General features: G+C 71.0%; 16 protein-coding genes. 12 read left to right on the forward strand and 4 right to left on the reverse strand.

Annotated features, from left to right (window positions below; all coding sequences use genetic code 11):
* Both KV102_RS17140 and lpdA read right to left on the reverse strand, forming a co-directional pair.
* Positions 1-151 (reverse strand): biotin/lipoyl-containing protein (locus tag KV102_RS17140; RefSeq protein ID WP_304610793.1); only part of this gene is annotated, 151 nt, incomplete at its 3' end.
* A 21-nt stretch (positions 152-172) separates the two neighbouring features.
* The gene (lpdA, locus tag KV102_RS17145) at positions 173-1,558 is read right to left on the reverse strand and encodes a dihydrolipoyl dehydrogenase (protein WP_220344322.1); all 1,386 of its coding nucleotides are present in this window, start codon (positions 1,556-1,558) and stop codon (positions 173-175) included.
* 172 nt (positions 1,559-1,730) lie between these two features.
* On the opposite strand from lpdA, the gene KV102_RS17150 reads away from it, so the two are divergent.
* Entirely contained in the window at positions 1,731-2,096 is a 366-nt protein-coding gene (locus KV102_RS17150) for a hypothetical protein (RefSeq protein ID WP_220344323.1), read from the forward strand.
* 18 nt (positions 2,097-2,114) lie between these two features.
* Here the strand turns inward: KV102_RS17150 and KV102_RS17155 are convergent, their stop codons facing one another.
* Complete coding sequence (locus KV102_RS17155) at positions 2,115-3,635, reverse strand: leucyl aminopeptidase (RefSeq protein WP_220347018.1); 1,521 nt, start codon at positions 3,633-3,635, stop codon at positions 2,115-2,117.
* A 40-nt stretch (positions 3,636-3,675) separates the two neighbouring features.
* Between KV102_RS17155 and gcvT the strand changes: the two genes are divergently transcribed.
* Both gcvT and KV102_RS17165 read left to right on the forward strand, forming a co-directional pair.
* Complete coding sequence (gcvT, locus tag KV102_RS17160; RefSeq protein ID WP_220347019.1) at positions 3,676-4,767, forward strand: glycine cleavage system aminomethyltransferase GcvT; 1,092 nt, start codon at positions 3,676-3,678, stop codon at positions 4,765-4,767.
* A gap of 25 nt (positions 4,768-4,792) precedes the next feature.
* On the forward strand, positions 4,793-4,993 hold the full coding sequence (locus tag KV102_RS17165; RefSeq protein WP_220344326.1) for a hypothetical protein: 201 nt from the start codon (positions 4,793-4,795) through the stop codon (positions 4,991-4,993).
* Between the two features lie 12 nt (positions 4,994-5,005).
* Here KV102_RS17165 and KV102_RS17170 read toward each other — a convergent pair whose 3' ends face one another.
* Positions 5,006-5,581: a DUF3043 domain-containing protein gene (locus KV102_RS17170; RefSeq protein WP_220347020.1), complete on the reverse strand. Its 576-nt coding sequence runs from the start codon at positions 5,579-5,581 to the stop codon at positions 5,006-5,008.
* Positions 5,582-5,747: 166 nt separating this feature from the next.
* On the opposite strand from KV102_RS17170, the gene KV102_RS17175 reads away from it, so the two are divergent.
* The 9 genes from KV102_RS17175 (at position 5,748) to KV102_RS17215 (ending at position 13,900) form a co-directional block, all read left to right on the forward strand.
* Complete coding sequence (locus KV102_RS17175; protein ID WP_220344328.1) at positions 5,748-6,527, forward strand: PspA/IM30 family protein; 780 nt, start codon at positions 5,748-5,750, stop codon at positions 6,525-6,527.
* The gene (locus KV102_RS17180; protein WP_220344329.1) at positions 6,524-6,802 is read left to right on the forward strand and encodes a hypothetical protein; all 279 of its coding nucleotides are present in this window, start codon (positions 6,524-6,526) and stop codon (positions 6,800-6,802) included. Before KV102_RS17175 ends, KV102_RS17180 begins: the two co-directional genes overlap by 4 nt.
* A 105-nt stretch (positions 6,803-6,907) precedes the next feature.
* Positions 6,908-7,807: a zinc metalloprotease HtpX gene (htpX, locus tag KV102_RS17185; protein WP_220344330.1), complete on the forward strand. Its 900-nt coding sequence runs from the start codon at positions 6,908-6,910 to the stop codon at positions 7,805-7,807.
* Positions 7,808-7,814: 7 nt separating this feature from the next.
* Positions 7,815-8,399: a hypothetical protein gene (locus KV102_RS17190; RefSeq protein ID WP_220344331.1), complete on the forward strand. Its 585-nt coding sequence runs from the start codon at positions 7,815-7,817 to the stop codon at positions 8,397-8,399.
* A gap of 63 nt (positions 8,400-8,462) precedes the next feature.
* Complete coding sequence (locus KV102_RS17195) at positions 8,463-9,737, forward strand: aminotransferase class I/II-fold pyridoxal phosphate-dependent enzyme (RefSeq protein WP_220347021.1); 1,275 nt, start codon at positions 8,463-8,465, stop codon at positions 9,735-9,737.
* A 3-nt stretch (positions 9,738-9,740) separates the two neighbouring features.
* On the forward strand, positions 9,741-10,865 hold the full coding sequence (locus KV102_RS17200) for a glycerate kinase (protein ID WP_220347022.1): 1,125 nt from the start codon (positions 9,741-9,743) through the stop codon (positions 10,863-10,865).
* A 175-nt stretch (positions 10,866-11,040) separates the two neighbouring features.
* Entirely contained in the window at positions 11,041-11,400 is a 360-nt protein-coding gene (gene erpA, locus KV102_RS17205; RefSeq protein WP_220344334.1) for an iron-sulfur cluster insertion protein ErpA, read from the forward strand.
* A 231-nt stretch (positions 11,401-11,631) separates the two neighbouring features.
* On the forward strand, positions 11,632-12,837 hold the full coding sequence (locus KV102_RS17210) for a GDSL-type esterase/lipase family protein (protein WP_220347023.1): 1,206 nt from the start codon (positions 11,632-11,634) through the stop codon (positions 12,835-12,837).
* Positions 12,838-12,949: 112 nt separating this feature from the next.
* A complete protein-coding gene (locus KV102_RS17215) occupies positions 12,950-13,900 on the forward strand; it encodes a carbohydrate kinase family protein (protein ID WP_255561206.1) in 951 nt (316 codons plus the stop codon).
* The last annotated feature ends 45 nt before the right edge of the window (positions 13,901-13,945 follow it).

A 13,945-nucleotide genomic window follows, 5' to 3' on the forward strand; every position in this document is an offset into this window, starting at 1 on the left:
GGGAGGGGATCTCGGTGTCGACCTTGTCGGTGGAGACCTCGAGGAGCGGCTCGTCGACGGCGACCTCGTCGCCGACCTGCTTCAGCCACCGGGTGACGGTGCCTTCGGTGACGCTCTCTCCGAGCTCTGGAAGCGTGACGGGCGTTGCCATGGGTAGAACCCCTGTCTGATCTCAGGCGTGTGCGTGGAGTGGTGATCCGGCGAGAGCCAGCGCGGCCTCGCCGAGAGCTTCGTTCTGGGTGGGGTGGGCGTGGACGAAAGCGGCGACGTCCTCGGGAAATGCGTCCCAGTTCACCCACAAGGATGCCTCGCCGACCTGCTCGCCCATCCGAGCGCCGATCATGTGGACCCCGAGGACCGGGCCGTCCACCTCGCGGACGACCTTGACGAGGCCGGACGAGCGGAGGATCTGGGTCTTGCCGTTGCCGGCGAGGTTGTACTCGTACGTCGTGACCCGGTCGTCTCCGTGGGCGGCACGGGCCTGTGCCTCGGTCAGACCGACCGAGGCGATCTCGGGGTCGCAGTAGGTCACTCGGGGGATCCCGCTGTCGACGACCGGCCGGGGTCCGCGACCCGCGACGTCTTCGGCGACGAAGATCCCGTGGGCGAACCCGCGGTGGGCGAGCTGCAGCCCTCGGACGACGTCACCGACGGCATAGACCCCGTCGACCGACGTCCGGAGCCGCTCGTCGGTGACCACGAAGCCGCGGTCGACGGTGATCCCGTGCTCGGCGAGGCCGAGCCCGTCCGTACGAGGGCCGCGCCCGACGGCCACGAGGACGAGGTCGGCCTCGAGGGTCTCCCCGCCGTCGAGCGTCACGTACGCGGTGGTGTCGTCCTGCTTGACGCCGGTGATCGGCGTCCCGGTCCGGAACGCGATCCCTCGCTTGCGGAACGCGCGCTCGAGGTGGACCGAGAGGGTCTCGTCCTCCAGCGGCACGAGGTGCGGCAGCGCCTCGACGACGGTGACCTCGGAACCGAACGAGCGCCAGACCGATGCCAGCTCGACGCCGATCACGCTCCCTCCCACGACGACGACGCGACGCGGGAGCTCCTCGAGGGCGAGCGCGCCGTCGGAGGTCACGACGCGGCCGGTGATCTCGACCCCCGGCAGCGTCCGAGCGTACGACCCGGTGGCGAGGACCAGGGTGCGTCCGGTGACCACGGTGTCGCCGACGGCGACCGACCGCGGTCCGACCAGGCGTCCCGTGCCTTCGACGACGTCGATGCCGGCGCCGCGGACGAGCCCTTGGAGACCTCGGTAGAGACGCTCGACGACACCGGCCCGGTAGGCCCCGACCGCGGCGAGGTCCACCCCGTCGTAGGTCGCGCGGACGCCGAACGCGGAGGCGTCCCTGGCGGCGTCGGCGACCTCGGCCGCGTGCAGCATGGCCTTGGTCGGGATGCACCCCAGATGGAGGCAGGTACCGCCGAGCTTGGCCTCCTCGACGAGGGCGACGCTCAGCCCGAGCTGCCGGGCCCGGAGTGCGGTGGCGTACCCGCCGCTTCCGCCGCCGAGCACCACGACATCGTGGTCAGGGGGGGCGGAACGGGTCACGAATTGCCTCCAGACGGTGTGGGCGACGAGATCTTCGCCGCCTGCTGCCGCCCCTCATCCTGTCACTGCGGGCACCACGGTGCACACGTGGGGGCGCTACCCGTGAGTACGGCAGACTGGACCCAGACAGCAGCAGGGACCGCCCCGCTCACGACCCTCAGGAGCACACCCGATGGGGCTCTTCCGACGCAAGAAGCGCAACCGCACCGGCGGTGGCGCCGTGGTCTCCGACCGCGCCTCGGACACCGCCGACCGGGCCCACCTGGAGAAGTTCATCGAGTCACGGGCGGGTGTCGAGGGTTTCGTCGAGCCACCGACCGCGGTCTCGCAGGTCACCCTGCTGCTGGTCGCCAAGGACGGCGAGTGGACGCGTCGGCGGGTTCCCTCGGCGTCGTGGGCCCACGACTTCGGCAACAAGCATCGCGTGCCGACGTACGACGCCGCGGTGGTCGGCTACCCGCAGCGCATGCGTGAATACAACCGGCGCGTCGCGGCCGAGCGCAAGCGCCGCGACCGGGAGGAGTCGGCGGGGGACTGACCTCCCGGTCGCCCGCCGTCAGTCGACGCTGCGGGCCAGGCGCTCCGCGAGCCCGACGAGCGTCCGCACACTCATCCCGGTGCCGCCCTTGGGCACCTCGTCGTACGCACCGCCGTCGTTGTAGGCCGGGCCGGCGATGTCCAGGTGCGCCCACCTCGTCTCGCCGACGAACTCCTGGAGGAACGCCGCGGCGAAGAGGGCGCCGCCCGCTGGCTTCGGGTTGTGCTGGCGCAGGTCTGCCACGTCGGAGCTCGTGACCCGCGTGGTGACCTCATCGGTGATCGGCAGCGCCCAGAAGGCCTCGCCCACGGAGTCGGCGACGTCGAGGACCTGGTCGCGCAACGCGTCGTCGTTGCTCATCACCGCGGCGGTCTGCTGCCCGAGCGCGACCATGGCGGCACCGGTGAGAGTCGCCACGTCGACGAGCACGTCCGGCTTGGCCTCCGTCGCAACGACCAGTCCGTCGGCGAGCACGAGCCTGCCTTCGGCGTCGGTGTTGAGCACCTCGACGGTGGTGCCGCCACGGATCGCGATCACGTCTCCTGGACGCATCGCCGTACCGCTCGGCATGTTCTCGGCCATGGAGGCGATGCAGGTGACCTGGACCGGCAGACCCAGGGAGGCGATCGCGAACGTCGCCGCCAGCACCGACGCGGCGCCGGCCATGTCGCACTTCATCGTCATCATGCTGGCGCCCGGCTTGAGGCTGAGGCCTCCGGAGTCGAACGTGATCCCCTTGCCGACCAGCGCCAGGTGCGCGACCGGCTTCTTGGGCCTGTAGGTGACCTGCACCAGCCGCGGGGGGTTGCTCGAGCCCTGACCGACGCCGAGGATGCCGCCGCAGCTCTCCTTGGCGAGGCGGACCTCGTCCCACACGGCGACCTTCACTCCAGCCGTGCCGTCGGCCTTGGCAGCTTCGGTGACCGCGTCGGCGAACGCCGCCGGGGTCAGGTCGCCCGGGCCTGTGTTGACCCAGTCGCGCGTCCGGTTGACGGCGGTGGCGACCGCCTTCGCCGCCTCGAGGGACGCGAGCGCCTCAGCGTCGCGGGACAGTCGCGTCAGGACCAGGACAGCGCTGGGCCGGTCGGCGGCGGCATCCTTCGCGTCGCTCCCGGTGCGGTAGCGGTCGAAGCGGTAGCCGCCCAGCAGGACGCCCTCGGCGACCGCGCGAACCGCGTCCGGGTCAGCCGTCGGGAGCGCCACGGCGACGGTGGAGGCGTTGTGGACGGCCTTGATCGCGCGGGCGGCAGCCTTGCGCAGGTCGGAGCTGGTCGGCTCCTCGCCGAGACCGACGGCGATGACGATGCCGGCCTTGATCGCGCCGGAGGTCGGGACAACGGCGACGTCGCCCTTCTTGCCCTTGAATCCGAGCGCAGTCAGGGTCGGTCCGAACGACCTGCCGAAGGCCTTGCCGACCTCGTCGGCGGGAGCCGCCGGCTTGAGATCAGGCCCGACACCGACGACGACGACGTCTGCTCGCGTGGTCGTCGGGGCGGCTGAGCTGAGGGACAGGGTGGGCTCTGGGTTCTTCGGGGCCATGGCGGCCAGCCTACCGACGGGTGGGGATAGGTTCTGATGCATGACGCTTGCGCACTCCCCGTTGCACGACCGCCACCTGCAGCTCGGCGCCAAGATGGCCGAGTTCGGAGGATGGGAGATGCCGTTGGAGTACGCCGGGGGCGGCGTGCTCGCCGAGCACAAGGCGGTCCGCGAGGCGGTGGGGGTCTTCGACGTCAGCCACCTCGGCAAGGCGACGGTCGAGGGCCCGGGGGCGGCGGCGTACCTGGACCGCTGCCTCACCAACGCGTTCGACCGGATCGGTCCCGGTCAGGCGCAGTACACGCTGTGCTGCGACGACGACGGAGGCGTCATCGATGACCTCATCGCCTATCTCCGCGCCGACGACGACGTCCTTCTCGTCCCCAACGCGGCCAACACCGCCGAGGTGGTCCGCCGGCTCGTCGAACGCGCTCCCGACGGCGTGACGATCACCGACCGCCACCACGACCTGGCCGTGCTCGCGGTCCAGGGTCCGCGCAGCGACGAGACCCTCCAGGCGATGGGCCTGCCGGTCGCGCACGACTACATGTCGTACGCGCAGGCCGAGCTCGGCGGCGGGGCGATCACCGTGTGCCGGACCGGCTACACCGGCGAGCGCGGGTACGAGATCGTCCTCCCTGCCACCGCCGCGGTCGCCGCGTGGGACGCGATCATGGCGGCCGGCGAGCCGTACGCGATCCGGGCCTGCGGTCTCGGCGCCCGCGACACGCTTCGGACGGAGATGGGCTACCCGCTCCACGGTCAGGACCTCTCGCGTGAGATCACCCCGGTCATGGCCCGCCTCGGGTGGGCCGTCGGGTGGGACAAGCCGGAGTTCTGGGGCCGCGATGCGCTGCTGGCGCAGAAGGCCGCCAAGGACTCCCCCCTGCTCCGAGGACTGGTCGCCTCCGGTCGCGGGATCCCGCGACCGGGCATGGCCGTCGCCGCCGACGGGTCGGAGGTCGGAAGGGTCACCTCCGGCACGTTCTCACCCACGCTGCGCAAGGGCGTCGCGCTCGCGCTGCTCGACCGCGCGGTGGGACTCGGCGACGAGGTCACCGTCGACGTCCGCGGTCGTACGGAGGCGTTCGTCGTGACGGCGCCGCCGTTCGTGCCGTCGTCGACGCGCTGAGCCGCGGCACTCTAGGCTTCCGCCCATGGCGTGGACGTGGCAGTTCGAGACGAAGGACGGGACTCCGGTGTCGCCCGAGGACGACGGCGGCACGTTCGCGAGCCGCGGAGACGCGGAGTCGTGGGTGGGGGAGTTCTACGGCGACCTGGCCGACCAGGGGGTCGACCAGGTCACGCTGCTGGAAGACGGTCGAGCGGTGTTCGGCCCGATGTCCCTGCACGCCTGAGGCGCGCGCCCCTCAGTAGGACTCGCCGTGCCCGACCTGCGGCTTCGGCAGCCGCAGCCGGCGGATCTGGGTGCTCCGCAGGATCGCGTAGCCCGTGAGACCGCGGGTGCTCGCGTCCGGGAACGCCGCGCGCACCTCGCGCTTGACCCGGCGGACCAGCACGAAGGAGTCGATGATCGTGCCGAAGATCGTGACCAGCCACAAGGCGTAGATCGCCGTGACGGCCCACGGGGCGCGGATGAGGCTCACCAGCAGGATGACCACCAGCACCGGCATCAGGTACTCGCCGACGTTGCGGCGCGAGTCGACGACGTTGCGGACCAGTCGGCGGACCGGACCCTTGTCGCGCCGGGGCAGGTAGCGGTCGTCCCCGCTGCTCATCGCCTCGCGCACCTTGATCCGCTCCGCCGCGCGGCGGGTCTTGTCGGCCCGGGCCAGGTCACGCCGCGAGCTCGGGGACTTGAGAGCCGCCTTGCGTGCCGCCTCCGCCTCCTTGCGTGTCGGGGTCGGCCGGCCCTTGCCGTACGGCTTGGGCTCGACGGTGGTCGGCTCGGCGGGAGCATCGGTCTGGTTGCTGCGTCGGAACACGGGTGCCTCGGTCTTCGGGGTCGGTGCCGCGGGCCTGCTGGACGGCGGGGGCGGTGCGGCGTCGGCGATGATACGAGCCTACCTGGCGCCGAGCCGCTCCCGCGAAGCCGTCGGTGCCCGTAAGGTTGGGTGGAACAGCGGACTTGTGAAGGGGACAGACTCCACGATGGGCATCATGAAGCGGATGAGCACGATCTTCCGCAGCAAGGCCAACTCAGCGCTCGACCGGGCAGAAGACCCGCGCGAGACGCTGGACTACAGCTACCAGAAGCAGCTCGAGCTGCTTCAGAAGGTCCGTCGTGGAGTGGCCGACGTCGCGACCAGCCGCAAGCGGGTCGAGCTGCAGATGAACCAGCTCCAGCAGCAGTCGACCAAGCTCCAGGACCAGGCCAAGAAGGCGCTCGCCGCCAACCGTGAGGACCTGGCGCGCGAGGCGCTGACCCGCCGGTCCGGCCTGGACCAGCAGATCGCCGACCTCGGCACGCAGCACGCCTCGCTCCAGGCGGAGGAGGAGAAGCTCACGCTCGCGTCGAAGCGCCTCCAGGCCAAGGTCGAGTCCTTCCGGACCCGCAAGGAGACGATCAAGGCGACCTACACCGCCGCCGAGGCGCAGACACGGATCAACGAGGCCTTCTCCGGCATCTCCGAGGAGATGGGCGACGTGGGCATGGCCGTCCAGCGCGCCGAGGACAAGACCGCGCAGATGCAGGCCCGTGCGGGAGCGGTGGACGAGCTCCTCGCGTCGGGTGCGCTCGAGGACGTCACCGCGGGGCCCAACGACGACATCACCCGCGAGCTCGACGCGTTGGCGTCGACCTCCAGCGTCGACTCCGAGCTCGAGGCGATGAAGCGGCAGCTGGGGACCGGGGCGGACAAGCCGGCCCTCGGCAGCGGCGACGCCCCGCAGGCAGGGGCCGAGGAGAAGAAGCAGGAGGGGCAGGCGTGATCGTCCGGATCATGTCCGAGGGCCAGTTCGACGTCGCCGACGACGCCCTCGATCAGCTCAACTCCCTCGACGACGTCGTGGAGAGCGCGGTGGCGGCCCACGACGAGGAAGCGTTCGGCGACGCCCTCAACCGTCTGCTCGACCTCGTCCGCGAGATCGGCAAGGAGGTGCCGGCCGAGGAGCTCGTCCAGTCCGACCTCGTGCTGCCCCCCTCCGACGCCTCGCTCGGCGAGGTCGAGGAGCTGCTCGGCACCGACGGCTTCATCCCCGGCTGACCCCCACGCGTACGACGGTCGTTCCCGCCGATCGAGGCGGGAACGACCGAGCCCCTGTCGGCGTTGAGATCGACAGGGGGCATGAGTCATGCCGAGAGAGGAAACATGTCGAAGACCCGATTTCGCAGCGACGCGGGTCTGACCCGCCGGATGGGCGCGGTCAGCCTGGGGCTGGTGGTGCTCTACCTGGCGTTCGGCGCCGTCCTGATCACGGTCATGCCCAACGCGGCATTGGCCGCGGTCGTGGTCGTCGCGCTGGCCTGGGCTCAGTGGTACTTCTCCGACAAGCTCGCGCTGGCGTCGATGGGCGCCCGAGTGGTCACGCCGGAGCAGGCGCCCGAGCTGCACGGCATGATCGATCGCCTCTGCGCACTGGCGGACATGCCCAAGCCGGCCGTCGCCGTCGCCGACACCGACCTCCCCAACGCCTTCGCCACCGGGCGTTCGCCGAGCCACTCCGCGGTCTGCGTCACGACCGGCATCCTGCGTCGGCTCGACGGCGAGGAGCTGGAGGGTGTGCTCAGCCACGAGCTCGCCCACGTCGCGAACCGTGACGTGTCGGTCATGACGGTGGCCTCGTCGCTCGGCCTGCTCGCCGGCTTCCTCATCCGGTGGTTCCCGTTCATGGGTGGCGGTCGCGACCGCAACAACAACGCGGCCCTGATGTTCCTGGTCGTGTGGCTCGCGAGCCTGATCGCCTACTTCATCAGCTTCCTGCTGACCCGGGCGCTGTCGCGCTACCGCGAGCTGAGTGCCGACCGGTCGGGTGCGTACCTCACCGGCAAGCCCTCGGCCCTGGCCTCCGCACTCACCAAGATCACCGGAGACATGGGACGTATCCCCAGCAAGGACCTTCGCCAGGTCGAGAACATGAGCGCGTTCTTCTTCGCCACCCCGGCGTTCTCTCGCGACTCGCTCGCCGGCCTGATGAGCTCCCACCCGCCGGTGGAGAAGCGCCTCGAGCAGCTCGCCCACATCTCCGCCGATCTCGGCCGACCCCTCTGAGCCGGCGATGGGACTCTGGGATGCCCTGATGGGCCGATCGAAGCCGGCGCAGGCCGACCTCGATGCTCTGTTCGCGCTGCCCTCGGCAGCGATCACGCTCGACGCCGCCGCGTCGATCAAGCCGACCGGCATCGGGTCGGTGTGCTACCGGCAGACCGAGGGTGCCGCGTTCACCACGATGCAGGCCGACGTGCAGGAGCTCCTCGACGCCGACGGAGGGCCGAAGGTCGAGCGCACGATGGACCAGTACGGCTTCACGTGGCTCGTCGTCCAGCACGACCCCGAGGACGTCGGCGGGCTGGTGACCGACCTCCACGCCGTCAACAGCACCCTCGTCGACAACGGGTTCGGACCGCAGCTGCTCTGCTCGGTGGTCGACTTCGTCACTGCCGACGACAGGGCGCTCGGGCTCGTCTACCTCTACAAGCGCGGGACCTTCTACCCGTTCGCCCCGGCCGCCGAGCCGCGCCGTGACAACACCCTCGAGCTCCAGGTGCGGGGCATCGTCACCGACGACCTCCCGATCGAGAAGGACCTGGGCCGCTGGCTCGCGATCTGGGGCGCTCCCGGGCTCGGCGGCGGCACTCGATAGATTCCACCCCGGAGCGTCCGCCTGCCGCGACGCACCGTCGAACCCCGTCTCGCGAGGATCCCCATGAGCATCGACACCCTGGATCGTGACGCGCTCGGCTCGCTGCTGTCCGAGCAGCGCGCCGCCTACGAGGACCTGCGTGCGCGCGGGCTCACGCTCGACCTGACACGGGGCAAACCGTCCAGCGAGCAGCTCGACCTCTCCAACGGGCTCCTCGACCTGCCCGGCAAGGACGACTTCCGGGCCGCCGACGGCACCGACACCCGCAACTACGGTGGTCTGGAGGGCCTCCCGGAGCTTCGCGAGATCTTCGCCGAGCTCCTCGGGATCCCCGTCCCGCAGCTGCTCGCGCAGGGCAGCTCGAGCCTGACCCTGATGTACCAGACCGTCGCCTGGGCCATGCTGCACGGATTTACCGACTCTCCACGGCCGTGGGGGGCCGAGGAGACCGTCCGCTTCCTGTGCCCGGTGCCCGGGTACGACCGCCACTACGCACTGCTGGAGTCCCTCGGGATCGAGATGGTGCCGGTCGACATGACCGACGAGGGCCCTGACGCGGACGCGATCGCGTCGCTGGTGGCCGACGACCCGACCATCAAGGGCATGTGGCTCGTCCCGACCTACGCCAACCCGACGGGCGGGGTGACCTCGCCGGAGGTCGCCGCGCGCCTCACGGCGATGCCGGCCGCGGCCCCCGACTTCCGGATCTTCTGGGACAACGCCTACGCCGTGCACCACCTGAGCGACGACGAGCTGAAGTCGGCCGACGCGCTCGCGCTGGCGGCTGCCGGTGGACACCCCGAGCGGGTCCTCGTCTTCGCCTCCACCTCCAAGATCACCTTCGCCGGGTCGGGAGTCTCGTTCTTCGGCAGCTCGCCGAGGAACGTCGCCTGGTTCAAGAGCCACCTCAAGTTCGCGTCGATCGGGCCCGACAAGGTCAACCAGCTGCGCCACGTGCGGTTCCTCCGCGACGCCGACGGGGTCCGCTCCCTGATGCGCCGGCACCGCGACCTCATCTCGCCCAAGTTCGCGGTCGTCGAGGAGGTGCTCTCGTCCCGGCTCGCTCCGTACGACGTCGCCACCTGGACGCATCCGCGCGGCGGCTACTTCGTGAGTCTCGACGTCGTCGACGGCACCGCCGCCCGGGTGGTCGAGCTCGCCAAGGGCGCCGGGATCGCCCTGACGCCGGCCGGTGCCTCGTTCCCGTACGGGCGCGACCCGCGCGACCGCAACATCCGGATCGCGCCGACGTACCCGTCGCTCGACGACCTGCGCCTGGCCATGGAGGGCCTCGCGACGTGCGTGCTGCTCGCGGCGGCCGAGAAGGCGCTGGCCTGACCGGTGCGTGTGCTGGTCGCCCCCGATGCGTTCGCGGGCACGCTGACTGCACCGGAAGCCGCGGAGGCCATCGCCGAGGGCTGGCTCCGTACCGCGCCCGACGACGTGATGACGCTCGTGCCGATGTCGGACGGAGGCCCCGGGTTCGTCGACGTCCTCCACGCCTCCCTCGGCGGTGAGCGCCTCCTCGTCTCCGGAGTACGCGGGCCGCTCGGGGCGCTCGTGGAGGCGCCGCTGCTCCTCGTGGACGGCCTCGACGGCCGGTCGACCGCCTACGTGGAGTCGGCGACCGCGTGCGGTCTCGAGGCCGACCCCCGGCGCAGCCCCGAGGACGCGTCGACGTACGGCGTGGGCCAGCTGGTCACCGCGGCCGTCGACGCCGGGGCCGCCCGCGTCGTGGTCGGACTCGGTGGGAGCGCGACCACCGACGGCGGCGCGGGGATGCTCGCGGCCCTCGGCGCACGGGCCGACGTCCCGCTGGACGCCGGTCCCCGTGGTCTGACCGGGGTCGGCCAGGTGGACGTCACCGGGGCGAGCGAGCGGCTCGGAGACGTGGAGCTCGTCGCCGCCACCGACGTACGCAACCCGCTGCTGGGCCTCCTGGGCGCGGCGCGGACGTTCGGGCCGCAGAAAGGGCTCGACGACGCCGCCGTCATCAGGGTCGACGGGATCCTCGACGCTTTCGTGGTCGCGGTGTGCGGTCCAGGCCCGGCGCAGCGTCGCGTGGCCGATCGGCCGGGCGCCGGTGCGGCAGGCGGACTCGGGTTCGCCCTGCAGCTGCTCGGCGCCACCGTCGAGCCGGGCATCGGCATGGTCGCGCAGGCGGTGGGCCTCGCCGACCGCGCGCGCGAGAGCGACCTGGTGCTGACGGGAGAGGGCGCCTTCGACGTCACGTCGCGCGAGGGCAAGGTCGTCTACGGGGTCGCGGAGATCGCCGGCGGCGCGCTGCGGCCGTGCGTCGTCCTCGCCGGCCGGGTCGAGGTGGGAGCGCGCGAACGCCGCGCGATGGGGATCGAGGCGGCGTACGCGATGGTCGACGTCGTGGGGGAGGTCGACTCCCTCGGCCGGCCGGCGGAGTCGCTGCGTCGGCTTGCCGAGCGGGTGGCGCGGACCTGGTCCGACCGCTGAACGGTCAGGTGGCCTTGTCGGACCCGCGACGTAGGGTAGGACGAGCCTTGCGGCACTGCGGCGTGATCCGAGTGTCGAGGTGACGTACGGTGGAATGAGACGGCGGGACCCTGCGTTCGACGTGGACAGCGCGCTCCATCCGGGCGGACCCGCACCAGAGACTTCGGGAGAACACATGACCGTGCAGAGCACCGACACCAGCGAGACCCTGACCGGTGTCAATCTTTCCGACGGCGCCGCCGCCAAGGTGAAGAGCCTCCTCGAGCAGGAGGGGCGCAACGATCTTGCACTCCGGATCGCGGTGCAGCCGGGCGGGTGCTCGGGTCTGCGCTACCAGCTCTTCTTCGACGAGCGCACGCTCGACGGCGACGAGACCCGTGAGTTCGACGGTGTCTCGTTGGTCGTCGACCGGATGAGCGTCCCCTACCTCCACGGCGCGACGATCGACTTCGTCGACACCATCGAGAAGCAGGGCTTCACCATCGACAACCCCAACGCGACGGGCTCCTGCGCGTGCGGAGACTCGTTCCACTGAGTCTCTGAGCCGGCCCTCCGGGGCACTGACGTCACGACGGCCGTCCGAGTTTCTTCGGGCGGCCGTCGTCGTGCGCAGGTGTACGGTCAGTTGGTGCGAAATGGGACATCTCTCATAAATCGGTCAGCGGTCGTCGCTCTTCTGGGTGTGTTGCTCGGGGCGGCCATGCCCGCAAACGCCGTCGACGCACCGACGGATTCCTCCGAACGCCCTCCTGGGCCGACGCGCGTCATGGTTGCCGGTGACTCCATCACACAGGGCCGCGCAGGTGACTACACCTACCGATACTGGCTCTGGCGCGGTCTTCGGTCGGTCGGATCCACGATCGACCTCGTCGGCCCACGCCGGACCCTGGCGTACGACAAGACGAGCTATCTCGTGTCCGGCTTCGACCAGGACCACGCCGCGATGGAGGGCGCGACGACGGCTTCCCTCCTCGGTGGGGTCACCGAGGAGGTTGCGACACACCGACCTGATGTCGTCGTCCTGCTCATCGGCTTCAACGACCTGCGGATCCGTACGCCAGCGACCGCCGCGGCGAACATCCGGGCCTACGTCGAGCGGGTGCGTGCCGTCGACCCTGCGGTGGACCTGGTGATCGGCCAGGTCATGACCGGCATGAACCTCTCGACCGGCGCCCGAGACCGCGTACGTGAGACCGAGACGTTCAACGCGCTCGTCGCCGGTCTGGTGTCCGGGCTGAACACCCCGGACTCTCGCGTGACGGTCGCCCAGACAGCGCAGGGCTGGGACCCTCGGGTGCACACCTGGGACGGCATCCACCCGACGCCGACGGGGCAGACGCGGCTCGCCCAGCGCGTGGCCGACGGGCTTGTCGGGATCGGCGCCCTCTCTCGGCGTCCAGCGATCGATGCGGCGGTCTCGTGGCCGGCGAGGTTCGTCGTGAGCGGGCGAGGGACTGACCGGCGGATCCACCTCTCGTGGGACAGCACCACGATCGACGGTTGGTCGAACCGACTGCGGCACCGCCTGGTCGCGCCGCGGCTCGGCGCCTGGGTGACGACCTCGTGGGCGTCCGGCCAGACTCGATCGGTGACAGCACTGAGCGCCGGGGGGACCTACGAGGTCCAGGTGCAACCGCGGCGCGGCGCGATGATCGGCGCGTGGTCGGTGCCTATCCGGGTGCGCGCCACCGGGAGGGTCCCGCACAGGGTCCGCGGAGCGTCGGCCTCCTGGCGACGCGCCTCACTGCGGGTGCGCTGGCGTGAGGCCGTCGTGTCGGACACCTACTCGCTGGCATACCGCACCCGCGCGGCTGCCGGCTCGTGGTCGACGTGGCGCAAGGCGTCTCGCGCCGGCCACCGCGCGAAGCTGGGCGTCCCGCGCCGTGCGATCAGGGCGCAGGTCCGGATCACCGCCCGCAACGGCTACCTCACTGGGCCGGTCCGGACGCTCCGGACCACGCGCCCACGGTGACCATGCCTCGCCCTGGGCGAGGCTTCGCGACTATCGTGGGCGCGCACGCGTCCCGATTCGAGGAGCTCCGTTGAAGATCGCCGTATCCGGTTCCATCGCGAACGACCACCTGATGACCTTCAGGGGGCGCTTCTCCGACTCGCTCGTCGTCGACCAGCTCGACAAGATCTCGCTGTCCTTCCTCGTCGAGGACCTCGACGTACGCCGGGGAGGGTGCGGGGCCAACATCGCCTTCGGTCTCGCGGCGCTCGGCGAGGAGCCGGTCCTGATCGGGGCCGTGGGAGAGGACTTCGACGACTACCGCTCGTGGCTGGAGCGTCACGGTGTGGACTGCTCCGGTGTCCACGTGTCCGAGACCAAGCACACGGCACGGTTCGTCTGCACCACCGACGCCGCGCAGGCCCAGATCGCCACGTTCTACGCCGGGGCGATGGGCGAGGCCAGAGAGATCGAGCTCAAGCCGATCCATGACCGCGTGGGCGGCTGGGACATCGTCCTCATCGGTCCCGACGACCCCGAGGGCATGGTCCGCCACACCGAGGAGAGCCGTGCCCGTGGCTACCGCTTCGCCGCCGACCCGTCGCAGCAGCTCGCCTTCGCCGACGGCGCCCTGATCCGGTCGCTGATCGACGGTGCCGCCTACCTCTTCAGCAACGAGTACGAGGCCGCGCTCACGGAGAAGAAGACCGGGTGGAGCGCCGGCGAGATCCAGCAGCGGGTCGGGACCCGCGTGGTGACCCGCGGCGCAGACGGGGTCAGCGTCTACGAGGCCGACGGCTCGGTCATCGACGTCCCCGCCATCGCGGGGGTCACGCCCGTCGACCCCACCGGAGTCGGTGACGCCTTCCGGGCCGGCTTCCTCGCCGGGCTCGGCGTCGACCTCCCGCACGAGCAGTGCGCGCAGCTGGGTTGCGCCCTGGCCGCGAGCGTCGTGGAGACCACCGGCACGCAGGAGTACCGCCTTGATCGCGACAGCCTGATGGGCCGTCTGCGGACGCAGTACGGCGACGCGGCGGCCAGCATCGTAGTCGACCGTCTGCCCCGGTTCCGAGGGGACCTCTGAAGGTCAGTCCGACGGCTCTGGAGTAGGGTGCTGATGTTCGTGGTA

The sequence above is a fragment of the Mumia sp. zg.B53 genome (assembly GCF_019550935.1).
GTDB lineage: Bacteria > Actinomycetota > Actinomycetes > Propionibacteriales > Nocardioidaceae > Mumia.